Raw genomic sequence first — 25,346 nt, 5'->3', positions numbered from 1 at the left:
CGCTCAAGCCCTCTTATGCAATCACTCCGGCGGTGCGCAGGGCCTCGATGCGCGCGGCATCCCAGCCCAGCCCCTGCAGGATGGCCTGCGTATCGCCGCCTTGCCGCGGCGGATCGGAACGCTTGCCGGCCTTCAGTCCGTCGAACTCGATGGGCAGCGCGGCCGCGGAAATCTCGCCGCCGTCTGGCAGCCGGGTCTTCAGCAGCGCGCCGCCGGCGTTCAGATGCGCGTCGTCCAGCAGGTCGTGCGGCTGGCGTATCGGACCGTAAGACAGTCCGGCGGCCTCCAGCGCCGCGCACAGCTCGTCGGTCTTCCAGGTCTTCAGGATCTCGCCCACGCCCGGCACCAACCAGGGGCGCGCGGCCTCGCGGTCGACGGCGGTGGCCAGGCGCGGATCCGCGGCCCACTCGGGCGGCAGGAATTTCTGGGCGAAGTTGCGCCACTGCGCATCGCCGACGACGGCGACGAACACCCGTCCGTCCGCGGTCTCGAACACGTCGTACACGCCCCAGGGCGGCCGGCGTTCCGCGCCCATGGGTTTGGGCGCCGCGCCGGTCAACTGGAACTGGGCGATGAACTGCGCGACCAGCAGCAAGTTGTTCTCGAACAGGCCGGAGCGCACGTGCCGGCCGCGCCCGGTGGCGTGGCGGTCGTGCAGCGCCGCCAGCGCGCCCACCACGCCGAAGGTGCCACCCAGGATGTCGTTGACCGAGGCCGCGACGCGCTGCGGCGTATCCGCCCCGCCGTTGATGTAGGCCAGCCCGCCCATCATCTGCACCACTTCATCGAGCGCGGTACGCTGCTTGTAGGGGCCGGACAGAAAACCCTTGAGCGACACGTAGATCAGCCCGGGGTTCTCGGCGGACAACGACTCGTAGTCCAGCCCGTACTGGGCCAGGCTGCCGTCGCGGAAATTCTCCACCACCATATCGGCCTGCAAGGCCAGCTGGCGCACCACGGCCTGCCCTTCGCGCGTCTTCAGGTCGATCGCCAGGCTCTGCTTGTTGCGGTTGAAGACCGGGAAATAACCGCTGCCCGAGCCTTTCAGCCGGCGGGTGCGGTCGCCTTCTATCGGTTCCACCTTGATGACTTCGGCGCCCAGGTCCGCCAGCGCCAAGCCGGCCGCCGGGCCCATGATCATATGGGACAGCTCCAGCACCTTGATGCCGCGCAGCGGCAATTCGGTGTGGTCCATGAAGGGTGAAGCCGGTGTTGCTGCCATCTGCATATCCTTGGGCCTGACGCGATGAAGAACGGGCGGCGGAGTGAGCCGATGCCCCTATTCCTCCATCATCGGCGGCAAGCCGGGCCAGCGGGTAGCGGTCTTTCAGCACCGGGGCATTCTCGTTTGGGAACGTCCGGGAAAGCCCTGAGCCCCGCGACAATCAGGCTGCGTCGGCCACGCCCAGGTGCGCCAGCAGCACGCGGGCAGCAGGCGGCAAAGCCTCCAGCCCCAGCACGGCGATGCACAAGGAAGTGCTGGACCAGGCCCCGGAAAGCGGAATGAAGCGGATGTCCAGATTGGCGTGGCGCGCCTTGAGATACATGGGCACCACGGCCACGCCCATGCCGCGCGCCACCAGCATGCAGATGGTTTCATGCGAGCTGACCCGGGCGCTGATGCGCCGCGCCACGCCCGCATCCTGCGCCGCCTGCTGGAACACCGCGCTGATGCCATTGTCGCGGTTCAGCTCGATCTGCTCGAAGGGCAATAGCTGCGCGTAGTCCAGCGTGTCGCGGTCGGCCAGCAGATGCTGCCCGGGCACCACCGCCGCCAGATCGCAGCGGCCGCAAGCAAAGACCTGCAAGCCGTCATGGCCGAAGTCGGAACCCACCGCCACATCGGCCTGCCCGTCCAGCACCGCGCGGAACACTTCCTGGGTGGTGCCCTCTTCCAGCGAAATGTCGATCTGGGGATAGGCCCGGCGGAAGGACTGGATCTGCGCCGGCAGTTCGCCAGACAAGGCCGCCACACTGACGGCCAGCCGGATGCTGCCGCGCACGCCGGTGGCAAAGCCCGCCATCTCGCGACGCATACGGTCCATGCTCTGCAACACCATGCGCACATGCGTGGCCAGGGCATTGCCCGCCGGCGTGGGCTGCACGCCCTTGACCCCGCGTTCCAGCAGCGGCACCCCGAAGGCGTCCTCCATTTCCGACATGCGCTTGCTGACGGCGGAAGGAACGATGTTCTCGCGGGCGGCGGCGCGCGCCAGGCTGCCCTCTTCAAGCGCCGCCAGGAATAGGCGCAAGGAGACGGGATCGATATCGCGGGGATGCGGCAAAGGGGGCTGGACGGGTTTCATGCCCGGAAGTGTCGTGCTTTGCGCCCGCCCAGGGATCGGGGTTTTCCCGGTAACATCCGCACTCCCAACGCTCATGCGGCTTTCTCGCGCCGCCACCGCCGCCCATGCAATGCCCCCGCTGCAACTGGCAGAATCCGGCCTCCAATACCCTGTGCTTCAGCTGCAACGCGCCGCTGCCCGCCCCAGCCGCGGCCGCGCCTGCCACGAAGACGGCGAAAGCCGCCAAGCCCGCCCCGGCCCGCGCCGGCAATGCGCCGGTCTTCCCCGGCATCTGGCCGCGGTTGGGCGCCACCGCGATCGACGCCGCCGTGATGGTGGCGGCGATGATCGGATTCAGCACGGCCGCCAACCTGACCTACGAATCGCTGGCCGGCGATCCGCGCCCTGTCCTGTTGGCCATGGCCGCCGGCTTCCTCGGCCTGATGCTGCCGGCGCTGATGGACGCTTGGGGCGGCGGGTCTCCGGGCAAGCGGCTGCTGAAGCTGCGCGTCGTGAACCGCAACGGCGACAACCCCGGCGTCCTGCGCGCCAGTTGGCGGCACTTGATGAAGTACGTACTCAACCTTGCCCTGCCCGGCATCTTCTACCGCATCCAGCGGACCATCTTCGGTGAACGCGCCATGCATAACTGGATCTCGGGCAGCTACGTGGTGTCCAGCCGGGCGGATCCGCGGGCCATCCGGCCCGCCATCGCCAAGACCCGCTCCATCACGGGCGCGGGCAAATTCATCTTCACCGTGCTGGGCGTGCTGGCGCTGGTGGCGGGCGGCATGATCATCGGCGCCATCGTCATGGACTCGAAGCAGGAAGACAACCCCTTGCGCGCCGAGGTGATCCGCCTGGACCTGGTGTCGCAACCGGTGCGCATGCTGGCCGAAAACCACTACCGCCGCACCGGGGCCTACGCCCCGGACATGGCGGCGCTCGGCGTCACCCCGGAGTCGCTGAAAAGCAGCGGCTTCAGCGCGCTGAGCCTGAATCCAGTCAACGGCGTGCTGCGTTTCACCATCGCCGGAGAACCCGGCACCGCCGACGCACCCGCGCTGGGCGGCAAGCACCTGGTCTACCTGCCCGAACTGCGCTCGGAAAAGAAAGGCGGCGGCGTGCGCCGCTGGCAGTGCGGCAGCGACGACATCCCGCGCGCCGACCGTCCCTATAGCTGCCGCCACGAAGCCGGCGCTTCCGCGCCCTGACGCGCCCCGACACGGAATCCCGCGCATGTCCAGCCTGATCGAATCCATCCATCGCGCCGACGACGGCGACGAGCACGCGCAAATGCTGGCGCTGTGCGAACAGGGGCTGCGCGAGCAGCCCGCCTCGGCCCTCATGTGGGCGCTGCGCGCCCGCTATCACGACAAGCGCAACGCCCACGCGGCGCGCCAGGCCGACCTGGACCGGGCGCTGGCGCTGGACCCGCATTGCGGCGACGCCATTCGCGTCCAGGCCACCGCGCTCTATAACGCGGGCGAACAGCAGGAAGCCTGGCGCATCCTGCGCGACGCCCAGCAGCGTGCGCCCTCGCACTTCGGGCTGCTGATGGCGCAGGCCTATCTGCTGATCAACGACCGCCGCCTGGACCAGGCCATCGAATGCTGGACCCGCGCCGCGCAACTGCGTCCGTCCGCCGGCGCGCCGCATTGCTATATCGCGTCCAACCTGGCCAATGCCGGACGCCACGCCGAGGCCGAGCCCCATTTCCGGCGCGCGACCACGCTGGCGCCGGGCAACGGCATGTTCCTGTATGACGCCGGCAACACCTATCGCAGCCTGGGCGACCTGCGCAACGCCATCGCGATGTTCGACCGTGCGCGCGCCATCCTGGGCGAGCAGAACGCCATCCAGCACAACCGCGCCTCGTGCCTGCAAGCGCTGGAACGCCATGAAGACGCGGTCGAGGAATGGACCAGTCTGCTGCGCCGCCAGCCCGACTGGGACTGGCCCCTGGAAGGCAAGGCGCGCTCCCTGCACCGGCTGGGTCGCGCCGATGAGGCCGTGCCGTTATGGCGGCATCTGGATGCGCTCTCGGACAGCGGCTGGGAAGGCCGCAGGGAACAGGCCCGCGAGTACGTGCGCAGCCGCGATCCGGAACTGGCCGAGCAGGCGCTGCAAGGGCTGGACCCGATGGACAGCGGCGATGCCCAACTGCTGTTCGTGGCCGGCAACGCCCAGCGCGACCAGCGCAACTGGGATGAGGCGCTGGCGTACTACTTGCGGGGCTACGAGCTGGCGCCCGACAACGACTTCCTGCCCGGCAATGCGGCTGACATGCTGAACCGGCTGGAGCGTCACGACGAAGCCCTGCCGCTGTCCGAGGTGGCGATCTCGCTGGATCCGGACTGGCTCAAGTGGCGCCGCGCCCGCATCGAAGCGCTGACCCATCTGGGCCGGGCGGACGAGGCGGTGGCCGACGCCGACCGCGCCATGACACGCTGGCCCGATGACGGCGCCCTGCACGCCGAACGCATCAACGCGCTGATCGCGGCCCAGCGCCACGACGAAGCGCTGGCGGCCTGCGACCGCCTGATCGCGATGGATCCGGAGTACCGCAGCTGGGCGCTGTTTTCGCGCGGCCAAGCCTACGGCGAGATGAAGCGCCATGCGGAGTCCGCCATGGCCTATCGCCAGGCTGCCGCCGCCTATCAACAGAACGGCAAGCCGCAGTACCAGGAATTGTCCTTGAACAATGCCCTGGCGGCGGAACAGGCCGCCGCCGCGCCACGCGGCCTGCTGGGCCGGATGTTCGGACGCAAGTAGGCCGCGCGCCTACGCGGCGCGCTCCCATTCATAGCCGTTCAACAAGCCCAGCAAGCCGCGCCTCGCAGCCGCCACCGCCTCATCGCGCAAGGCGTCGGGACGCCAGCCCATTTCGATGGCGTACCCCGGCATGGCTACTGGGCAAGGCAGCATGCTCAAGCCGGACGCCGCGGCCAAACCGCGCGCCGCATGCGCGGGCAGGGTCGACAGGGCATCGCTGCCCGGCAGCAGGAACGCCAACGCCGCAAAATGTGTGGTTGAGGCCTGCACCCGCCGCGTCAGTCCCAGCCCGTGCAGCACTTCATCCACCACGCCGATGAATCCGCCGGACGACACCAGGATGTGCTGGCGGCGGACAAATTCCTCCAACGACAGGGTCGTCTGCCCCGGCGCCAGGCTGGCGGGATCGAGCAGGCAGGCATAGCCGCCCTGCCCAACTGTCACGCGCTGCAAGGCATGCGCGGCCAGTCCGCCCGAGGCGATCACCAGATCAGCCTCGCGCGCCATCAGCATATCGGCCGCCAGCCGGCTGTGGGTCTGCCGGAAGATGATGCGCAGTCCCGGCGCGCCTTGCGCCAGCGCGCGGATCGCATCCCGCCCCAATGCGATCTCGAAATCATCCGACAGGCCCAGCGTGACCGACCTGCCGGCAAAGCCCGCCGCGCCGGGACGCGCCAGCGACAGGCTCTGTCGGCACTTGTCCAGCGCCTCGCCGATAACGGGCCGCAACTCGCGCGCCCGCAGGCTGGGCGTCAGCCCCCGGCCCGTGCGCGTGAACAGCGGATCGCCATAGAGACCGCGCAGGCGCCCCAGCGCCGCGCTGACGGCCGACTGCGTCACGCCCAGGCGCAGGGCGGCGCGCCCGGCTCCGCCCTCGTCGTAGATGGCCTCGAAGACCTTGAGCAGGTTCAGGTCCGCCGATTCGATATCAATCTGGTTCATATCATTTATCTCTGACCAGGATTGATTGATTTTAGAGCCGGTCTGACACTGAGGCTTGTTTCTACCCCACCCGAGCCCCCACCATGACCACGAAAACCGTCGCCGCATTGCAGATCGGCTCCTCGCCCGCAGGCCGCGCCCGCACCCTTGAAGACATCCTGGCCTACGAAAGCGAAATCGCCGCCTCGGGCGCCTCGCTCGTGGTCATGCCCGAAGCGCTGCTGGGCGGCTACCCCAAGGGCGAGATCTTCGGCACCCGCCTGGGCTATCGCCTGCCCGAAGGCCGCGAGGCCTTTGCCCGCTATTACGAAAACGCCATCGACGTGCCCGGCCCCGAAACCGAGGCGCTGGCCGCCCTGTCGCAGCGCACCGGCGCCAGCCTGGTGGTGGGCGTGATCGAACGCGGCGGCAACACGCTGTACTGCACCGCCCTGTTCTTCGAACCCGCCACCGGCCTGGCCGCCAAGCACCGCAAGCTCATGCCCACTGGCACCGAACGCCTGATCTGGGGCCAGGGCGACGGCTCGACCCTGCCGGTGGTCGACAGCGGGGCCGGCCGCATCGGCGGCGCCATCTGCTGGGAAAACCACATGCCGCTGCTGCGCACCGCCATGTACGCCAAGGGCGTGGAAATCTGGTGCGCCCCCACCGTGGACGAGCGCGACATCTGGCAATGCTCGATGCGCCACATCGCCCATGAAGGCCGCTGCTTCGTGGTCAGCGCCTGCCAGGTGCAGCCCTCGCCCGCCGAGCTGGGCCAGGACGTGCCGGGCTGGGACGCCAACCGCCCGCTGATCAACGGCGGCTCGGTCATCGTCGGCCCGCTGGGCGACGTGCTGGCGGGTCCCTTGCGCGGCAAGGCTGGCCTGCTGACCGCCCAGGTCGACACGGCGGAACTGGTGCGGGCCCGCTACGACTTCGACGTGGTCGGCCACTATTCGCGCCCCGATGTCTTCGCGCTGACGGTGGATGAACGCCCGCGCCCTGCCGTGCGCTTCGTCTCCTGAGCGCCAGCGCCCAGGGTCCCGCATTCCGGCTCCCTGGCGCCGGGATGGTATAGTCTCGCCCGCTGCCGGCCCTTCCGGGGCCGCGCAACGCCCGAGTGGTGAAATTGGTAGACACAAGGGACTTGAACTAATTTGAGCCCTTTGGGGGAAACTCCAAAGGTGTAGCCCGTCAAACTCGGCGAATGCCCTGGACCCGTTCCGAGCCAACGCCGAGCCAAGCCCTGGTTGCATGACCGGGGAAGGTGTAGAGAGCAGACGGCGGGCACCTAAGGCCAGAAGGCTAAGGTGAAGGCGTGCTCCAGACCACGAACAGCGCAACCGCGCTGGCGGCGAAAGCCGAAGTGGTAAGAAAATCCCTCGGCCTCGCGGCCGTACCGGTTCGATTCCGGTCTCGGGCACCACCCGCAACAGGCAAGGCGTCCTCCCTTCGTCGCAAGCCGGCGAACCGCCTGCCTCGCCACACTGATGCGCGCAAAAATCCCTCGGCCGTTCTAAGCTAGACCGGTAACCAGGGAGCGCGCCATGATCACCCTCTACTCGTACCCCGGACTCTATGGGCTGGAAGACAACAACCCCTACGGCCTGAAGATCTACGCCTTCCTGAAGCTGTGCCGGCTGCCGTTCGACCACCGGCATACGCTCGACGTGCAGTCCGCTCCGCGCGGCCAACTGCCCTACATCGCCGATGGCGATCTGCGCATCGGCGACAGCGACGCCATCGTCGCGTACCTGAAGCGCCAGTACGAACTGACTATCGACGACTCCCTCACGCCGGTGCAGCAGCGACAGGATCTGCTGGTCCGCCGCGCGCTGGACGACCTGTACTGGGTCATGTCCTATTCACGCTGGCGCGACGACCGCTATTGGCCGACCTTCCGCAAGGCGCTGCTGGACACCCATCCGGACGTCACGCCCGAGCAACTGGAAGCCGCCCGCCAATACAATTTCCAGCGCTACCACTACCAGGGCATCGGCCGCTATGCGCCCGAGGACGCCTACGCCCGCGGCGTCGCCGATCTGGAGGTCATATCCAGCCTGCTGGGAGACAACGGTTTCATGTTCGGCGCCAATCCCGGCAGCGTGGATGCGGGCCTGTACGGTTTTCTCGCCAATATCTATTTCTACGCCATCGACACCCCGCTCAAGCAGTGCCTGGTGTCGCGGCGCAATCTGGTGAGCCACTGCAACGCCGTGCGCGCCGAACTGGGTTAGGAGGACCGCCTGGCGACGCTGAAAGGCGCCAGGCGTGGACCTGCCGTATCCCGTCCCCCACCCCGGCTGCCCCCAAAAACGTTATTCTTGCGCCTCGTTTTTCTTTTTCCCGCCCTGCCCGCCGCCCCGATCTCCCTACGGCGCAGCCTCCATAGGCAGGGCTTCAGACCTCACTTGACCGCCGCTTCCTCCTCCCCGCCCTTCATCGTCCTCGACGCCTGCGTCCTTATGTCCGGCATCCTGCGCCGCCTGCTGCTCAGGCTGGCCGAGGCCGGCGTGTACACGCCGGTCTGGACCGAGCGCATCGGCGAAGAATGGCGCCGCAACGCCTCGCGCATCTGGGAAATCCCGCCAGAAGTGATGATGGAAATGTGGGACGACATGAATGCCCGTTTCCCCGCCGCCCGCGAAGCGGACACGCAGGTGTACGAGGCATCCTTGCGCTACAGCGACCCCAAGGATTTCCACGTGATCGCAGCCGGCCTGGCGCGGCGCGCGCGCTGCGGCTTGCAGCAGCCGCCGGTGGTGCAGGTGCTGACCTGGAACCTGAAGGATTTCAACCGTTCCGAACTGCGCCGCCAGGGGCTGGATGTCTACAACCCCGACCGCATGCTGACGCAGTGGTGGCAGGCCGCTCCCGACGCCATCCGCGCGGCGGCGGCGCAGGTGCCCGCGGACTACGTGGCCCTGGGCCGCGAGCCCGAGCCGCTATCGGCCACGCTGCACCGCGAGCGGCTGTACGGCCTGAAGAGCCTGCTGGCGCGCGACGCCGCGCAGCGTGGCGCCGCCTGAATCGCGCCCGCGTGCTCAGTGGTCGTGATTGCTGGCGGCGAAGCCCGCCGCGTTCAGCACTTCGATCACTTCCTGGATGTGCTCATGGCCGCGCGTCTGCAGCACGAAATCCACTTCGACATTGCGCACCGGCAATGAGGTGAAGGCGCGCTGGTGGTGCACTTCGGTGATGTTGGCCTGGGCATCGGCGATGAGCTTGGTGGCATGGGCCAGCGCGCCCGGCAGGTCGCGCAGGTCCACCCGGATGCGGGCCAGGCGGCCGGCGCGCACCATGCCGCGCTCGATCAATTCGCCCAGCATCAGGGGATCGATATTGCCGCCGGTCAGCACCAGGCCGATGCGCTTGCCCTGGTAGCGGTCGCTGCCTTCTTCCTTCGCGCGCAGCAGCGCGGCCAGGCCTGCGGCGCCCGCCCCTTCGACCACCGATTTTTCGATCTCCAGCAGCACCACGATGGCGTGCTCGATATCGCTTTCGCTGACCAGCTCCAGCCGGTCGACCAACTGCGTCACGATGGGTTGGGTCAGCGCGCCCGGCGATTTCACCGCGATGCCTTCGGCGATGGTGTACGCGCCCTGCGGCATGGTCACGCCCTTGACCGCCGCGTACATGGAAGGAAAACGTTCGGTCTGCACGCCGATGATCTCGATGCCCGGCTTGAGCGCCTTGGCCGCGGTGGCGATGCCAGAGATCAGGCCGCCGCCGCCGATGGCGATGACCAGGGTGTCCAGCTGCGGCTGGTCTTCCAGCATTTCCAACGCCACCGTGCCCTGCCCCGAAATGACCGCTTCGTCGTCATAGGGGTGGATCATGATCAGGCCGCGCTCCTGCGCCAGCTCGTAGCCGCGCGCCTTGGCGTCGTCGAAGGTATCGCCGGCCAGCACCACTTCGGCGCCGAAGCGGCGCGTGTTGGCGACCTTGACGGTAGGTGTGAAGCGCGGCATCACGATCACGGCGGGCACGCCCATGCGCTGGGCATGGTAGGCCACGCCCTGGGCGTGGTTGCCTGCTGACACGGCGATCACGCCCTTGGCGCGTTCTGCTTCCGACAAGGTCAGCATGCGGTTGAGCGCGCCGCGCTCCTTGAACGAAGCCGTGAACTGCAGGTTCTCGAACTTCAGCCAGATCTCGGCGCCGAAGATATCGGACAGCGTGCGGGACAGGGTAAACGGGGTCTTCAGCACCTGGCCGCGCAAGTTTTCGCGGGCGGTCTGAATGGAGGCGATATCGATCACGGTGGAAATCCTGTTAGCGCACCGGCAGGAAATTGAACAGCAGCAGGCCCTGCGCGTAGTTGATCCCGATACGCCGCGTGTTCTCACCGAGCAGATTGGCGATCAGGTCCAGGCGGCCGATGATGGCGCCGAATTCGCGTTCAAAGCTAAGGTTGGTGGCGTTCTGGGACATTTCATTGGCCAGCAGCAAGGGTTCGCCCTGGGCATTGCGGCGCGACGCCAGCAGCCAGGCGGCTGCCTCGACGTTCCGTGCGGCATTGTAGACCCGCTGCCCATCCAGCGCGTCGGTGGCATAGAGGCGGGTCTTGCCGTTGTGCGCTGCGATGATGGTGTCGGCCAAGCCGTAGATGAAGGCACCGACCCGGTCGCCAGAATAGTTGGGGTCCAGGGCTACCGCCAGGATCTGGATGTCGCGCAGGCCCGCCAGGTCCTTGGGCGGGATGCGGACCTCGATGGAATGCTTGACCAGCGACACCGCCTTGGCCAGGTCGGGCGCGCCGGTCTTGCGCCATTCGCGCGGATTGCGGCGGTAGAGCTTGTCCAGCAGGACGTACAGGCTGGCCAGGTTGTCGCGCACCTCCAGCGTAACGGTGCGGTTGAAGTCCGTCTGACCGAACTGGTCGGCGGACATGTCTTCGCTCTTGGGACTGCCCTGCCCCGGTCCGGGGCTGCTCATGCAGCCGCTCAGCAGCGCCGCAAGCAGCGCCGCGGCACAGGCGGGTCTGGCCCACGCCGTCATGCCTTGCCCATCCGTTTCCCCCTTTTGCCACGTCGCGCATGCCGTCCTCCGCAATCGGGGGGCTGCGCTCTCGCGCAAGACTTTACAGGAAGGTAGCCGCAGTTGGGAGATGTCCGGGGCCTGAAGAAGCAAGAAGATGAATCGGGCATGGCCACCGCGGCCGCTGCCGGTCCATGAAAAACGGCGCCCGAAGGCGCCGTCTCATGCTGTCGGTCAAGCAGGCTTATTCAGCTTGCGGTTCAGATTGCGGGGCAGCTTCGGGAGCCGCAGCGGCTTGCTGCTGCTCGATACCGCCGATGGCCTTGATGGACAGGCGCAGGCGGCCCTTGTCGTCGGCCTCGATGACCTTGACGCGGACTTGCTGGCCGACCTTCAGCACATCGTTGATGTTGGCGATGCGGTAGTTGGCGATTTCCGAGATGTGCAGCAGACCGTCGCGGCCCGGCAGCACTTGCACGATGGCGCCGAAATCCAGCAGGCGCAGCACGGCGCCTTCGTAGATCTGGCCCACTTCGACGTCGGCGGTCAGCTCGACGATGCGGCGCTGGGCTTCCTTGGCCTGCGCTTCGTCGACGCTGGCGATCACGATCGTGCCGTCGTCGGAGATGTCGATCTGCGTGCCGGTTTCTTCGGTCAGCGCGCGGATGGTGGCGCCGCCCTTGCCGATCACGTCGCGGATCTTCTCGGGGTTGATCTTGATGGTCAGCATGCGCGGAGCGAAAGCCGACAGCTCGCCACGCGAACCGTCCAGCGCTTCCTTCATCTTGCCCAGGATGTGCAGGCGGCCTTCGCGGGCTTGAGCCAGCGCCACTTGCATGATTTCCTTGGTGATGCCCTGGATCTTGATGTCCATCTGCAGTGCGGTGACGCCGTTTTCGGTGCCCGCAACCTTGAAGTCCATGTCGCCCAGGTGATCTTCGTCGCCCAGGATGTCCGTCAGCACGGCGAACTTGCCGCCGTCCAGGATCAGGCCCATGGCCACGCCGGCCACGTGATCCTTGACCGGCACGCCGGCGTCCATCATGGCCAGCGAGCCGCCGCAGACCGAAGCCATCGACGACGAGCCGTTGGACTCGGTGATTTCCGACACGATACGGATCGTGTACTGGAAGTCTTCAGGCGCCGGCAGCAGCGGAATCAGCGAACGCTTGGCCAGGCGGCCATGACCGATTTCGCGGCGCTTCGGCACGCCGATGCGGCCCGTTTCGCCGGTGGCGAACGGAGGCATGTTGTAGTGCATCATGAAGCGGTCGCGGTACTCGCCCATGAGCGCGTCGATGATCTGTTCGTCTTGCTTGGTGCCCAGCGTGGCCACGACCAGCGCCTGCGTTTCACCACGGGTGAACAGCGCGCTGCCGTGTGCGCGGGGCAGCACGCCCAGACGCACGCTGATGGGGCGCACGGTGCGGGTGTCGCGGCCGTCGATGCGCGGCTCGCCATTCAGGATCTGGCCGCGGACGATGGCCGATTCCAGCGAGAACATGATGTTGTCGACGGTCACGGCGTCCGGCAGCGCTTCGCCCTTTTCGGCGGCGGCGGCAGCCAGCTTGGCCGACACGTCAGCCGACACTTCACGCAGCTTGGTGGTGCGGGCCTGCTTTTCGCGGATCTGGTAGGCGGCGTTCAGGCCTTCCTGGGCAGCGGCGGTGACCGCGGCGATCAGGGCCTCGTCCTTGGCAGGAGCTTGCCAGTCCCAATCGGGCTTGCCGGCGTCCTTGACCAGTTCGTGGATGGCGTTGATGACGGCCTGCATTTGCTGGTGGCCGTAGACCACGCCGCCCAGCATGATTTCTTCGGACAGCTGGTCGGCTTCCGATTCCACCATCAGCACGGCGTTTTCGGTACCGGCGACAACCAGGTCCAGCTTGGACGACTTCAGTTGCGAGGCGGTCGGGTTGATGGCGTACTGGCCATCGATGTAACCCACGCGCGCGGCGCCGATCGGGCCGTTGAACGGAATGCCCGAAATGGCCAGCGCGGCCGAGGCGCCGATCATGGCGGCGATGTCGGGATCGATCTCGGGATTGACCGACAGCGTGTGGATGACCACCTGGACTTCGTTGTAGAAGTCTTCGGGGAACAGCGGACGCAGGGGACGATCGATCAGGCGCGAGGTCAGCGTTTCCTTCTCGGAGGGCTTGCCTTCGCGCTTGAAGAACCCGCCCGGAATACGGCCGGCGGCGTAGGTCTTCTCGATGTAGTCAACGGTCAGCGGGAAAAACGTTTGACCCGGCTTGGCCTTCTTGGAAGCCACGACGGTGGCCAGGACGACGGTGTCCTCGATCGACACCACCACGGCGCCGGAGGCCTGGCGAGCGATTTCGCCAGTTTCCAGGACGACCGTGTGCTGGCCGTACTGGAACGATTTTGTCACTTTATTGAACATGACGATTATTCCTTACAAATGAAAAACCGTGGCCGTCGCGACATGCGTCGCACCGACCACGGTTATTGCGTCATGGGGAGCCAGCCCCGTCGATCACTTGCGCAGACCGAGTTTTTCGATCAGTGCGCGGTACGAATCGGGATTGCGGCCCTTGAGATAGTCGAGCAGCTTGCGGCGACGGCTGACCATACGCAGCAGACCGCGGCGCGAGTGATGGTCCTTCATGTGTTCTTTGAAGTGACCGGTCAGTTCGTTGATACGGGCGGTGAGCAGAGCCACCTGAACTTCGGGGGAGCCGGTATCGCCTTGAGCGCGTTGGAATTGCGCGACGATATCGGATTTCTTGATGTCAGCTACAGACATTTATGACCTCTTCGGACATGCGACAGGGCCGAGGCGCCCTGACGTGGTTTGGAAAAAATTTTGCGCGAACCTGGCTGAATTCGCTTTCTCACTGCTGCCATTGATGACTCAAACAGAAGCCTGGAACCCGGTTGTGGACGCGGTGTTTCGACACCGGGACCTGATACCTGGACCCGCTCTGCGGCCAGCGCAAAGGATGTTGCAAAATCAATACACTTGATAAAGCTCGATGATTATAGCCGATTCGATAAAATTACCCCAGTGACGGGTGCCCGCCCCGCTGCGGGCCGCAATCCGACATCAGGAGAGAAGCATGTCTAAATATTACAGAGGCGCCCGCATCGCGCTGGCCGCCGCCGCGCTGGCCACCCTGGCGGCGTGCGCGAACATGGCCCAGATTCCGCCCGGCACGCCCTACGCCGACGTGCAGGCCCAGTTCGGCCGGCCCAACTTCGAGTGCCCGCAAGCCAATGGCGGGCGGCGCGTGATCTGGACCCAGCAGCCCATGGGCCAATACGCCTGGGGCACCAATGTCGGGGCCGACGGCCGCGTGGGTCCGGTAGTGCCGCTGCTGACGGACGCGCACTTCAAGGTCCTGAGCGAAGGCGAATGGGGCCCCGACCGCGTGCGCTGCGAATTCGGCCCGCCCGCGCGCATCGAGGAAGCCGGCCTGGGCGAGAAACGCGAAGTTGTCTGGTCGTACCGCTACAAGGAAAACGGCGTCTGGAACTCGCTGATGTACGTCTACATGAGCCGCGACGGCAACAGGCTGACGCACTTCCACCCTGGCCCGGACCCCATGTACGACGATGACCGGTTCATGTGGCGCTGATTCCCCGCTCCCCCTGAAAAAAACAAAACCCGCATCCGGCGGGTTTTGTTTTGGGCGGCAAGGCTGCCGCGGATCAGGAGGATTGGCTGCGGCGTTCCTGCGTCAGGCGGCGCGCGCGGTTCCAGCGCCAGGCCCACATGATCCAGCCCGACAGGCCATACAGCACGAACAGGCCGAACAGCACGACCGGAGGATCGCTGGACACGAACACGAATACCGCCACCACCAGCAGGATGCCCCAGAACGGCACGCTGCGGCCCAAGGCGAAGCTCTTGCCGCTGAAGAACGGCGCGTTCGACACCATGGAAATGCCCGCGTACATGGTCAGCGTGAACGCAGCCCAGGCCATCAGGCTGTCATGGATGGGCAGCTTGTTGTCCACCGCCAGCCAGACGAAGCCCGCCACCAGCGCGCCGGCCGCCGGGCTGGGCAAGCCCTGGAAGTAGCGCTTGTCCACGACGGCGATATTGGTGTTGAAGCGAGCCAGGCGCAGCGCGGCGCCGGCCACGTAGACGAAGGCCGCGAGCCAGCCCCAGCGGCCCAGGTCGTTCAGGATCCATTCGTACATGACAAGTGCCGGCGCAACGCCGAAGGAGGTCATGTCGGACAAGGAGTCGTACTGCTCGCCGAAGGCGGACTGCGTGTTGGTCAGGCGGGCGACCCGGCCATCCATGCCGTCCAGCACCATGGCCGCGAAAATGGCGATGGCGGCGACTTCGAAGCGGTCGTTCATGGCCTGTACGACGGCATAGAAGCCCGCGAACAGTGCCGCGGTGGTGAACGCGTTCGGCAGCAGGTAGATGCTGCGGTGGCGGTTCTCGGAATCGCGCATGGAAAAATTGGGCATGGTCTCAATAACTTACAACGAACACTGAAAGGTTAACCCATCTGGCCCCGCTTGCGGAGCGGAGCAAGCTGCGTGCCTGGCCAATCGACGGGAACGCCAGCAAAAAAAGCGGCATGCCCTCGCAGGCATGCCGCTTCGACCCTGATTGCGCGGGGGCTGGCCCCGCGCAGGCGTGGATCAGTTCTTGGACTTGTCCACCAGCTTGTTGGCGGCGATCCAGGGCATCATGGCGCGCAGCTTGCCGCCCACTTGCTCGATCTGCGATTCCGCGTTGATGCGGCGGCGCGAGGTCAGCGTCGGAGCGCCGGCGGTGTTTTCCAGGATGAACTTCTTGGCGTATTCGCCGGTCTGGATGTCCGTCAGGCACTGGCGCATGGCCTTGCGGGTTTCGTCGGTGACGATCTTCGGACCCGTTTCGTACTCGCCGAACTCGGCGTTGTTCGAGATCGAGTAGTTCATGTTGGCGATGCCGCCTTCATAGATCAGGTCGACGATCAGCTTCAGTTCGTGCAGGCACTCGAAGTACGCCATTTCGGGCGCGTAGCCGGCTTCCACCAGCGTGTCGAAACCGGCCTTGATCAGTTCGACGGTACCGCCGCACAGCACGGCCTGTTCGCCGAACAGGTCGGTTTCGGTTTCTTCGCGGAAGTTGGTTTCGATGATGCCGGCACGGCCGCCGCCGTTGGCGCTGGCGTACGACAGGGCCACGTCACGCGCGGCGCCCGACTTGTCCTGGTACACGGCCACCAGGTGGGGCACGCCGCCACCTTGCTTGTACGTGTTGCGCACCGTGTGGCCCGGGGCCTTCGGGGCGATCATGATGACGTCGATGTCTTCGCGCGGCACGACCTGGCCGTAGTGCACGTTGAAGCCGTGAGCGAACGCCAGGGCGGCGCCGGGCTTGATGTTGGCGTGCACTTCTTTGTTGTAGACCGAGGCGATGTTCTCGTCGGGCAGCAGCATCATGACGATGTCGGCGGACTTGACGGCGTCGGCGACTTCCTTGACTTCCAGGCCGGCGTTGGCGGCCTTGTTCCACGAGGCGCCGCCCTTGCGCAGGCCGACCACGACCTTCACGCCGGACTCATGCAGGTTCTGCGCGTGCGCGTGGCCTTGCGAGCCGTAGCCGATGATGGCAACAGTCTTGCCCTTGACGAGGGAGAGATCGCAGTCTTTGTCGTAGAAAACTTTCATGGTTGTGCTCCAGATTCCAGTATTTTGGATATTTGTTTAATTCAGATGTAGGGTGCGGCTTGGCCTGGAAGGCCGGTCAAATCTTCAAAATCCGTTCACCGCGTCCGATGCCGGACACGCCGGTGCGCACGGTTTCAAGGATTGCACTGCGGTCCAGGGCCTCCAGGAAGGCCTGTACTTTTTCCTGCACCCCCGTCAATTCGATGGTGTAGGACTTGTCGGTGACGTCGATGATGCGGCCGCGGAAGATGTCCGCCATGCGCTTCATTTCCTCGCGTTCCTTGCCGACCGCGCGCACCTTGACGAGCATCAGCTCGCGCTCGATGTGCGCGCCTTCGGTCAGGTCGACGACCTTGACCACGTCCACCAGGCGGTTCAGGTGCTTGGTGATCTGCTCGATCACCTCGTCCGAACCGGTAGTCACGATGGTCATGCGCGACAGCGTGGAGTCCTCGGTGGGCGCCACCGTCAGGGTCTCGATGTTGTAGCCCCGCGCGGAAAACAGGCCCACCACGCGCGACAGCGCGCCGGGTTCGTTTTCGAGGAGGACGGAAATCACGTGCTTCATGGGTGGCCTCCTTACAGGTCTTCAGAGCCAAGCAGCATTTCGGTCAGCCCGCGGCCGGCCTTGACCATCGGCCACACGTTTTCGGTGCGGTCGGTGATGAAGTCCAGGAAGACCAAGCGGTCCTTGTGCTTCTTGAACGCTTCGCGCAGCGCCGGCTCGACGTCCGCCGGGCGTTCGATGCGCAGACCCACGTGGCCATAGGCCTCGGCCACCTTGACGAAATCGGGCAGCGAATCCATGTAGGACTCGGAATAGCGCGAACCGTAGTCGATCTGCTGCCACTGCCGGACCATGCCCAGGAAGCGGTTGTTCAGGCAGATGATCTTCGGCGTCAGGCGGTACTGGTGGCAGGTCGACAGTTCCTGGATGTTCATCTGGATGGAGCCTTCGCCGGTGATGACGGCGACGTCGTGTCCAGGATTGGCCATCTGCACGCCCATGGCGTACGGCAGGCCCACGCCCATGGTGCCCAGGCCGCCGGAATTGATCCAGCGGCGCGGCTTGTCGAACTTGTAGTACTGCGCGGCCCACATCTGGTGCTGGCCCACGTCGGAGGTGACGAAGGCGTCGCCGCCGGTCACTTCCCAGAGCTTTTCCACCACGTATTGCGGCTTGATGACCTCGTCCGAGTTGGTGAACTTCAGGCATTCCTTGCCGCGCCAGGACTCGACCTGCTCCCACCACTTGGTGATCGGGGCGGGCTTGTGCTCGGCCGCGGCGATGTCGTACTGCGCGCTGAGGTCGGCCAGGACGTCCTTGACGTTACCGACGATCGGGACGTCCACGCGCACGCGCTTGGAGATCGACGAGGGATCGATATCGATATGGATGATCTTGCGGGCGTTCTGGGCGAAGTGCTTGGGGTTGCCGATCACGCGGTCATCGAAACGGGCGCCGATGGCCAGCAGCACGTCACAATGCTGCATCGCCATATTGGCTTCGTAGGTGCCGTGCATCCCGGGCATGCCGACGAACTGGCCGCTGCTGGCCGGGTAGCCGCCCAGGCCCATCAGGGTGCTGGTGCAGGGCGCGCCCAGTTGCGACACGAGCTTGTTCAGCTCGGGCGCGGCGTTCGACAGGATGACCCCGCCGCCCGTGTAGATCATGGGCCGCTCGGCGGCCAGCAGCATCTGCACGGCTTTCTTGATCTGCCCCTGGTGGCCCTTGTTGACGGGCGCATAGGAACGCATCGAGATTTCGCCCTTGGGCGGCGTGTACTTGCACTGCGCGATGGTGATGTCCTTGGGGATATCCACCAGCACCGGGCCGGGACGGCCGGTGCGCGCGATGTAGAACGCGCGGCGCATGGTTTCGGCCAGGTCCTTGACGTCGCGCACGAGGAAGTTGTGCTTGACGCAGGGACGCGTGATGCCGACGGTGTCACATTCCTGGAAGGCGTCCTCGCCAATGGCCGCAGTGGGCACCTGCCCGCTGATGATGACCATGGGGATGGAATCCATATAGGCGGTGGCGATGCCGGTGACGGCATTGGTCACGCCCGGTCCGCTGGTCACGAGGCAGACGCCGACCTTTTGCGACGAGCGCGAATAGGCATCGGCGGCGTGCACGGCGGCCTGCTCGTGACGAACCAGGATATGCTGGAATTTGTCTTGCTTGAAAATCGCGTCGTAGATGTAAAGCACCGCGCCGCCGGGGTAGCCGAAAACGTGTTCCACGCCTTCATCGGCCAGGCAGCGCACGACGATATCGGCGCCATTCAGTTCCATGTTGTCATTCCTTTCAGTACCGGCCCTGCAACCCTGACTGCTGCTCGCCCGGATACGGCGGCAACTGAACCCATACCGGTTCCGACAACATGATCCGGCGCTTTGCGGCTCACGGAGCCACGCCACCCGGACACCTTGCCGACCCGGCACACGCTCGACAGAACGCAGTGCAAACGCCCCTGGGGGACGCTGGAGGTCGAAATGGAAGCCTTGGCAACACACGCTTGTGGCGCGGCCAACGGCAGGTGTAACTGCTGCGGGATGGCTGGGAGGTGACCCTGGCAATCCGCCTCAACGCACCGGTTTCGGATAGGCAGACCGGTGCAAGTGGAGCAATTTACCGCGTTGCGTCAAAGGTGGCAAATCGGCCTTTCGCGGACCGTTGCAGGGAAGGTTCGGTAACTATCTGGCCCCAAAAAATTGAGCAGCATCTCTATACTTGTTTTGTCGTCCAGAACCGAGCCCCCACCCATGGATTTGCGCATTGCCAGCATTCGCCGCTTCCTCTACAGCCACTACTTCTTCGGAGGGGTGCGCCAGGGGGTGGGGATGCTGTTGCCGGTGCTGGTGCTGGGCGGCGTCTTCGGCAACTACACCACGGGGCTGGTCGCGACCTTCGGCGCGCAGTGCCTGGCCATCATCGACCAGCCGGGCGGGCCGCAGCGCCATCGCACCAACGAGATGCTGGGCGGCGCCGCGCTGGGTACCCTGACCGTCATCATCACCGGGTTCGCTTCCTCGTATCCCGTGCTGATCTGGCTGGCGGTCATTGCGCAGTGCTTCGTCTATTCGATGTTCACGGTATTCGGCAAGCGCGGCGGCCTGATCGGCTTTGCCGGCCTGCTGCTGATGACCTTGACCATGCATTCGCCGCTGGCGCCCCACGAGGTGCTGGCGCACGCCGCGGCCACGCTGGGCGGGGCGTTGTTCTACGTCGCGTTCAGCCTGGGGTTCTCGCGCCTGTTCTGGCTGCGCGAGGAGCAGCAGGCCATGTCGGTGGCGCTGTTCGCCACCGCCGACTACGTGGCGGCCCGCGCCGCCTTCTACGATGAAACCGCCGATCTGGACGACGCCTACCGCGAACTGATCCAACGCCAGTCCGTCATGACGGAAAAGCACCAGGCGGCGCGCGACATGGTGCTGCGCGCCCTGCCCCGCGGCAAGGGCCTGGGCGACCGCCAGCGCGTGATGATCTGGAACATGTTCGTCGACATGCTGCAGCTGCTGGACACGCTGGTGGCCACGCATACCGACTACGCGGCGCTGCGCCGCGCGCTGGCCGGCAGCGACTGCCTGATGTTCATGCGCGACGCGCTGGTGAAGATGTCGCTGGAGCTCAACCGCATCGCGCTGGACGTGTCGCGCGGACGCAAGGTGCAGTACCGCAGCAGCGCCAAGGCCGAGCTGCGCGCCATCGAGTACGAAATCGAACAGCTCAAACAGCAGGGCCTGGGCGAGCGCGAGCCCGAGATGCTGGCGCTGATCGTCCAGGTGCTGCGCAGGCTGCGCAATTCGGCGCGCATCGTCGACCGCCTGGCCGACCATACCGCCGCCTCGCCCGATGCCAAGCCCACCGACGTGCTGCGCATCAACAAGTCGCTGACGCGCTTCATTTCGCGCCAGGAATTCCGCGTGGGACTCTTGACCAGCAATCTGCGCCTGGATTCGCCGCACTTCCGCTACGCGCTGCGGGTGACGGCCGCCGCGGCCATCGCCATGACCCTGGCCAGCCAGTGGCTGTCGCCCGCGTTTTCCGCGCACAACTACTGGATCATGCTGACGATCGTCATCATCATGAAGCCGGGCTTCGCGCTGACGCGCCAGCGCAATAGCTGGCGCCTGACAGGCACGCTGATCGGCTGCATCCTGGCCCTGTTGCTGTTCAACCTGACCGACCGCCCGGAACTGCTGTTCGCGGCGCTGCTCGGCGCCTGCATCATGGGCAACAGCCTGGTGCAGCTGAACTATATGGCCAGCGCCACCTTCAATACGCTGTTCGTGGTGCTGGTGTTCCACTTCGTATCCCCAGGCACGGTGTCCATGTCGGTGATCGGCGAACGCGCCATCGACACGCTGATCGGCTGCGCGCTGGCGCTGATCTGCAGCTACATCCTGCCCTGGTGGGAGGCCCGCTACCTGAAGCCGCTGGCGGCCGCGGCCACGCGCGCCAACCGCGAGTACCTGATCGCGGGCCTGCGCTACGTCGAGGCCATGCAGGCCCATGGCGCGCCCGTGGGCGCCGCGGCGGGCGAGACCCCGGCAGTGACCGACGCCGACCTGGCGTGGCGGCTGGCGCGCAAGAACGTGCACATCTCGTTCAGCAATTTCGCCGAGGCCTTCTACCGCATGATGAGCGAGCCCACCTCGCACCAAGTGAGCGTGCCCGAGCTGAACAACCTGCTGATCCAGAACCACATACTGGCCTCGCAGATCACGGCGGCCATACCCATGCTGGCCGCCCTGCCCGCCACGCCCGAGGCCGTGCAGCGGGCGCTGGCCGGCATGGTGGACCTGCTGGACGAAAACCGGGCGCAGGCGCCTACCGGCCTGCCGAACCAGTTCGAGACCGAAGGCGAGCAGGCCGCGCTGGTCTATCCGGTCAAACAAATGCTGAAGGCCGCGCACATGATCCGCCAGGAACTGCACGCGTTGGCCGATCCCACGCACGCGCCGCCAGTGGCGGCGGCAGCGTGACTACCCTGGATTGATCAGGCGGAATAGGGACGTCCCGGGCGCGAGGCCCGGGACCGGGTCAGACCTTGCGGCGGAAGACCAGCTTGTCGTCCGACGAAGCAGAGGCGTCGAACTTGTAGCCTTCCAGGTCAAAACCCTGCAGGCCTTCCGGCTTGGACACCTTGTGCAGGATCGCATAACGCGCCATCAGGCCACGCGCGCGCTTGGCGTGGAAGCTGATGACCTTCCAGGCGCCGTTCTTCCAGTCCTGGAACACGCATTGCACCACGCGCGCCTTGAGAGTCTTCAGGTCGACCGACTTGAAGTACTCCTCGGACGCCAGGTTGATGATCACGGGCGCTTTCTGGCCGGCCTGCCGTTCGTTCAGGTAGCCGGCGATGGCCGGGCCCCAGTACTCGTACAGGTTCTTGCCCTTGGGCGTAGCCAGGCGCGTGCCCATTTCCAGGCGGTAGGGCTGCATCAGGTCCAGCGGGCGCAGCACCCCATATAGGCCGCTCAGGATGGCCACGTGCTCTTGCGCCCAGTCCAGCTGCTTGGCCGACAGGGTCGAGGCCTCCAGCCCTTCGTAGACGTCGCCGTTGAAGGCCAGCACCGCCTGGCGCGAATTGGCCTGGGTGAAGCTGCGCTTCCAGTGGGCATAGCGCTGCACGTTCAGCTCGGACAGCGCCGGACTCAGGCTCATGAGCTCGGAGATGTCCTCAGCCGACTTGGTCTTCAACACCTTGATCAGGCCGGCGGCCTGGTCCACGAACAGCGGCTGGGTATGCGTCTCGATGTGCAGCGGCGAGTCGTAGTCCAGCTTCTTGGCGGGAGAAAGCAGAAACAGCATTCGGGTATTCCTTTTTAGCGTGCCGTCCAGCCGCCATCGACCGAGACGGACGTACCTGTGATTTGCGCAGCGGCGTCCGAAGCCAGGAACACGGCGGTGCCCCCCAGTTGCTCCGGCGTCACGAATTGCAGCGACGGCTGCTTTTCGCTCAGCAGTTCGCGGGCGGCGGCTTCCTGGTCGACGCCGTCCTTTTCCGCCAGCGCGGTGATCTGCTTTTCAACCAGCGGGGTGCGGACCCAGCCGGGGCAGATGGCGTTGGCGGTAATGCCTTGGCCCGCCGTCTCCAGCGCGGTGACCTTGGTGAAGCCGACCACGCCGTGCTTGGCCGCCACGTAGGCCGACTTGTTGGCCGAGGCCACCAGGCCGTGGGCCGAGGCGATGTTGATGATGCGGCCGAAGCCCTGCTTCTTCATGTGCGGCAAGGCGGCGGCGGTGCCGTGGAACACGGCCGACAGGTTCAGCGCCAGGATCGCGTCCCACTTTTCGGCGGGGAAATCCTCGATCAGGGCGGTGTGCTGGATGCCGGCGTTGTTGACCAGGATGTCGATGCGGCCCATTTGGCGCACCGCGTTCTCGACCAGCTCGCGCACAGCGGCGCCCTTGGACAAGTCGGCGCCGTCGTAGATCACCTTGACGCCGTGCTTGTCGGCCAGGCCGGCGCGGACCTTTTCGATCTCGGCGGCATCGCCGAAACCATTCAAGACGATATCGGCGCCCTGCTGGGCGAAGGCAGTGGCGATACCCAGGCCGATGCCGCTGGTGGAACCGGTGACAAGGGCGACTTTTCCTTTAAGCATGAGCATTCTCCTGTGGTCGGGCACATTGGACGGGCCAAGCGAGGATCAAGTGTAGCTGCCCGGCAAGACGGCAATCATGCCATGCCCGTACGCTGCGCAGGGTCAAGCAGCGGGAGGAGGATCGCGCGGCACGGGCGGCTGGGACGCCTCGTCCTTGGCGGGTTCCGCCGTCGGGAGATCGGCCATGCCGCCGCGGTTCTCGGGGATGCGTTCCAGCAGCTTGATCAACACAGGCACCACGCCCATTGAAATCGCCACGATGACCGACAGCAGGTCGCGCTGTTCCAGATTCATCAGGTGGTTGTCCCAGGCTTCATTGAAGATGGCGAAGCTGAACTCGCCGCCCTGCGCCAGCGCCAGGGCAAACAGCAGGCGGTGATAGCGCGGCAAGCCCAGAAAGCGCGAAAAACCGTACAAGATCAAGGCCTTGACCAGCAGCAACGCGAACACGCCCACGAAGATGAACGGCCAGTGGTTGGCCACTACCTTCAAATTCACGGACATGCCGATGGCCACGAAGAACAGGCCCAGCAGCAAGCCCTTGAACGGGTCGATCGCCTTTTCCAGATCGTGCCGGTAGCGGGATTCGGCCATCAGCACGCCCACCAGGAATCCGCCCAGGCCGGCGGACAAGCCGGCAAAGTCGAACAATTGGGCTGCGCCCACCACCATCAACAGCGCGGCGGCGGTGAACAATTCGTTCAATTGCGCCTTGGCCGCCCATCCCAGCAGCCTCAGCCGGTAGGCGGCTGCCACCACCAGCACGGCAATCAGCGCCTCTTTGAAGGAAGGCGCCGACGCACCATCGGAACCCAGCAGGCCCGCCGCCACCAGCATCGGGATCGCCGCCATGTCCTGGAACAGCAATATGCCCAGCGCCGATCTGCCCAATGGCGTGCGCGTCAGCACGCGCTCGTCCAGCAGCCGCAAGGCCACTGCGGTGGACGACAAGGCCAGCGACAGGCCGCACAGGATCGCCGCCTGCCACTCCATGCCGGCCAGATGCCGCAGCGCCGCGCCAAACACCACCGCCAGCAGCAGGCCGCAAGCCAGCATCTGCAAGGAACCCAGCACGAAGACTTCGTTGCGCATGGCCCACAGGCGCTTGGGCGACAGCTCCAGCCCGATGATGAACAGCATCATCACCACGCCCCATTGAGACACGTTGATCATGGTGTCCACATTGGTGACGAGCCTGAGGCAGGACGGCCCCACCAGCACGCCGGCCAGCAGGTAGCCCGGGATGGCGCCCAGGCCCAGCAGCTGGGTCAGGGGCACGCACAGCACGGCCGCAAGTAGGAGAATGAGGATCAGATCCATGGGACTAGCGGTTCCGGGATGAACGCCGAGACGGATGGATGCCTGGGCAGGAACGTCAGGCATACCGGAATTCTGGGCAAAGAACGCCGCCTCCGAAAGCCGGTTGAAACCCGCTGTAGGGGACTTTCAATCACCCTCTTTACACAAACAAAAAAAATCCTGTAGAATTGCGGGCTTCGCTGCTTCGACAACGAAGATCCTTCCGACCAGGGATCTTTTGTGGAAAACCCGGCCCCCGGGTAAACCGCCGTTACGAAACCCAGCCACGGAGAGGTGGCAGAGTGGTCGAATGTACCTGACTCGAAATCAGGCGTACGGTATCCCCGTACCGTGGGTTCGAATCCCACCCTCTCCGCCAAGTATTGCAAAAAAGGCCAATCCCTCGGGGTTGGCCTTTTTCTTTTTCCTTCGGACTTCATAAAAACTAAAAACGCACAGGCTCGGCGCGCGCCGGCTTGCGTGTAGGCTGCCCTGCGCCACTCCGATGCTCGCCCCGGTGGGGCTGCGCTTCGGATGACTCCGGGGTCCTCGGCTGGCAGTCGCCTAATGCATTGGTTTCGGAACCCGTTCATGGGTAGATGCCGTGAGCCGGTGGCCGGGCGGAGGGATCCGAAGCGCAGCCCCACCGGGGCGAGCATCGGAATCCCGCAGTCCGGACGCCGGCGGTTCAAGAACGCTGCCTCACACAACCGAAGTGCGGAGCGGCAGCGCTTCGAGCTTGCGGATGTCGGGGTTCTTTAGCCGCCGAGGCTGCCCTGCGCCATTCCGATGCTCGCCCCGGCGGGGCTGCGCTTCGGATGGCTC

21 protein-coding genes and 1 tRNA gene are annotated in these 25,346 nt (G+C 65.6%); 8 read left to right on the top strand and 14 right to left on the bottom strand.

Annotated features, from left to right (window positions below):
• Window positions 1-13: 13 nt before the first annotated feature.
• Both AC3WOB_RS30900 and AC3WOB_RS30895 read right to left on the bottom strand, forming a co-directional pair.
• Window positions 14-1,222: a CaiB/BaiF CoA transferase family protein gene (locus AC3WOB_RS30900; RefSeq protein ID WP_207468696.1), complete on the bottom strand. Its 1,209-nt coding sequence runs from the start codon at window positions 1,220-1,222 to the stop codon at window positions 14-16.
• Window positions 1,223-1,385: 163 nt separating this feature from the next.
• A complete protein-coding gene (locus AC3WOB_RS30895) occupies window positions 1,386-2,306 on the bottom strand; it encodes a LysR family transcriptional regulator (protein WP_492277161.1) in 921 nt (306 codons plus the stop codon).
• A 104-nt stretch (window positions 2,307-2,410) separates the two neighbouring features.
• Here AC3WOB_RS30895 and AC3WOB_RS30890 point away from each other — a divergent pair, with 104 nt between their 5' ends.
• Window positions 2,411-3,499: an RDD family protein gene (locus AC3WOB_RS30890; protein WP_492277160.1), complete on the top strand. Its 1,089-nt coding sequence runs from the start codon at window positions 2,411-2,413 to the stop codon at window positions 3,497-3,499.
• Between the two features lie 25 nt (window positions 3,500-3,524).
• Window positions 3,525-5,060 carry a tetratricopeptide repeat protein gene (locus tag AC3WOB_RS30885; protein WP_492277159.1) on the top strand — a complete coding sequence of 512 codons (1,536 nt, stop codon included), beginning with the start codon at window positions 3,525-3,527 and terminating at the stop codon, window positions 5,058-5,060.
• Between the two features lie 9 nt (window positions 5,061-5,069).
• Here AC3WOB_RS30885 and AC3WOB_RS30880 read toward each other — a convergent pair whose 3' ends face one another.
• The gene (locus AC3WOB_RS30880; protein ID WP_492277158.1) at window positions 5,070-6,002 is read right to left on the bottom strand and encodes a LysR substrate-binding domain-containing protein; all 933 of its coding nucleotides are present in this window, start codon (window positions 6,000-6,002) and stop codon (window positions 5,070-5,072) included.
• 83 nt (window positions 6,003-6,085) lie between these two features.
• Between AC3WOB_RS30880 and AC3WOB_RS30875 the strand changes: the two genes are divergently transcribed.
• From AC3WOB_RS30875 to AC3WOB_RS30865, 3 genes are all read left to right on the top strand, one after another.
• Window positions 6,086-7,009: a carbon-nitrogen hydrolase family protein gene (locus AC3WOB_RS30875; RefSeq protein WP_492277157.1), complete on the top strand. Its 924-nt coding sequence runs from the start codon at window positions 6,086-6,088 to the stop codon at window positions 7,007-7,009.
• A 522-nt stretch (window positions 7,010-7,531) separates the two neighbouring features.
• Entirely contained in the window at window positions 7,532-8,221 is a 690-nt protein-coding gene (locus AC3WOB_RS30870) for a glutathione S-transferase family protein (RefSeq protein ID WP_492277156.1), read from the top strand.
• Window positions 8,222-8,449: 228 nt separating this feature from the next.
• Complete coding sequence (locus AC3WOB_RS30865; protein ID WP_492277186.1) at window positions 8,450-9,013, top strand: PIN domain-containing protein; 564 nt, start codon at window positions 8,450-8,452, stop codon at window positions 9,011-9,013.
• A 15-nt stretch (window positions 9,014-9,028) separates the two neighbouring features.
• Here AC3WOB_RS30865 and AC3WOB_RS30860 read toward each other — a convergent pair whose 3' ends face one another.
• The 4 genes from AC3WOB_RS30860 to rpsO form a co-directional block, all read right to left on the bottom strand.
• Complete coding sequence (locus AC3WOB_RS30860; protein WP_013391934.1) at window positions 9,029-10,246, bottom strand: threonine ammonia-lyase; 1,218 nt, start codon at window positions 10,244-10,246, stop codon at window positions 9,029-9,031.
• A 13-nt stretch (window positions 10,247-10,259) separates the two neighbouring features.
• Window positions 10,260-10,985 carry a hypothetical protein gene (locus tag AC3WOB_RS30855; protein WP_492277155.1) on the bottom strand — a complete coding sequence of 242 codons (726 nt, stop codon included), beginning with the start codon at window positions 10,983-10,985 and terminating at the stop codon, window positions 10,260-10,262.
• Between the two features lie 223 nt (window positions 10,986-11,208).
• Complete coding sequence (gene pnp / locus AC3WOB_RS30850; RefSeq protein ID WP_013391932.1) at window positions 11,209-13,371, bottom strand: polyribonucleotide nucleotidyltransferase; 2,163 nt, start codon at window positions 13,369-13,371, stop codon at window positions 11,209-11,211.
• 93 nt (window positions 13,372-13,464) lie between these two features.
• Complete coding sequence (gene rpsO / locus AC3WOB_RS30845; protein ID WP_006223612.1) at window positions 13,465-13,734, bottom strand: 30S ribosomal protein S15; 270 nt, start codon at window positions 13,732-13,734, stop codon at window positions 13,465-13,467.
• Window positions 13,735-14,047: 313 nt separating this feature from the next.
• Here rpsO and AC3WOB_RS30840 point away from each other — a divergent pair, with 313 nt between their 5' ends.
• Complete coding sequence (locus AC3WOB_RS30840; RefSeq protein WP_492277154.1) at window positions 14,048-14,566, top strand: hypothetical protein; 519 nt, start codon at window positions 14,048-14,050, stop codon at window positions 14,564-14,566.
• A 73-nt stretch (window positions 14,567-14,639) separates the two neighbouring features.
• Here the strand turns inward: AC3WOB_RS30840 and pssA are convergent, their stop codons facing one another.
• The 4 genes from pssA to AC3WOB_RS30820 form a co-directional block, all read right to left on the bottom strand.
• Window positions 14,640-15,413 (bottom strand): CDP-diacylglycerol--serine O-phosphatidyltransferase, encoded by a 774-nt coding sequence (gene pssA, locus AC3WOB_RS30835; RefSeq protein ID WP_013391930.1) that lies wholly within the window; start codon window positions 15,411-15,413, stop codon window positions 14,640-14,642.
• A 177-nt stretch (window positions 15,414-15,590) separates the two neighbouring features.
• Window positions 15,591-16,607 carry a ketol-acid reductoisomerase gene (gene ilvC, locus AC3WOB_RS30830; RefSeq protein ID WP_013391929.1) on the bottom strand — a complete coding sequence of 339 codons (1,017 nt, stop codon included), beginning with the start codon at window positions 16,605-16,607 and terminating at the stop codon, window positions 15,591-15,593.
• A 76-nt stretch (window positions 16,608-16,683) separates the two neighbouring features.
• Window positions 16,684-17,175, bottom strand: coding sequence for an acetolactate synthase small subunit (gene ilvN / locus AC3WOB_RS30825; protein ID WP_006223608.1), 492 nt, complete (start codon window positions 17,173-17,175; stop codon window positions 16,684-16,686).
• An 11-nt stretch (window positions 17,176-17,186) separates the two neighbouring features.
• Entirely contained in the window at window positions 17,187-18,956 is a 1,770-nt protein-coding gene (locus AC3WOB_RS30820; RefSeq protein ID WP_371818963.1) for an acetolactate synthase 3 catalytic subunit, read from the bottom strand.
• A gap of 417 nt (window positions 18,957-19,373) precedes the next feature.
• Here AC3WOB_RS30820 and AC3WOB_RS30815 point away from each other — a divergent pair, with 417 nt between their 5' ends.
• Window positions 19,374-21,596, top strand: coding sequence for an FUSC family protein (locus AC3WOB_RS30815; RefSeq protein ID WP_013391927.1), 2,223 nt, complete (start codon window positions 19,374-19,376; stop codon window positions 21,594-21,596).
• Window positions 21,597-21,654: 58 nt separating this feature from the next.
• Here the strand turns inward: AC3WOB_RS30815 and yaaA are convergent, their stop codons facing one another.
• The 3 genes from yaaA to AC3WOB_RS30800 all read right to left on the bottom strand — a co-directional run bounded on the left by yaaA (window position 21,655) and on the right by AC3WOB_RS30800 (window position 24,542).
• Window positions 21,655-22,425, bottom strand: a complete 771-nt coding sequence (gene yaaA / locus AC3WOB_RS30810) for a peroxide stress protein YaaA (RefSeq protein ID WP_492277153.1) — start codon at window positions 22,423-22,425, stop codon at window positions 21,655-21,657.
• A gap of 14 nt (window positions 22,426-22,439) precedes the next feature.
• A complete protein-coding gene (locus tag AC3WOB_RS30805; RefSeq protein WP_207468717.1) occupies window positions 22,440-23,222 on the bottom strand; it encodes a 3-hydroxybutyrate dehydrogenase in 783 nt (260 codons plus the stop codon).
• 102 nt (window positions 23,223-23,324) lie between these two features.
• On the bottom strand, window positions 23,325-24,542 hold the full coding sequence (locus tag AC3WOB_RS30800) for a cation:proton antiporter domain-containing protein (RefSeq protein WP_492277152.1): 1,218 nt from the start codon (window positions 24,540-24,542) through the stop codon (window positions 23,325-23,327).
• A gap of 267 nt (window positions 24,543-24,809) precedes the next feature.
• Between AC3WOB_RS30800 and AC3WOB_RS30795 the strand changes: the two genes are divergently transcribed.
• Window positions 24,810-24,900: transfer RNA gene (locus tag AC3WOB_RS30795), tRNA-Ser, on the top strand.
• Window positions 24,901-25,346 lie beyond the last annotated feature (446 nt).

The organism is Achromobacter sp. FW305-C-30-7 (assembly GCF_058783105.1).
This window is presented reverse-complemented; position numbering and strand designations above follow the sequence as displayed.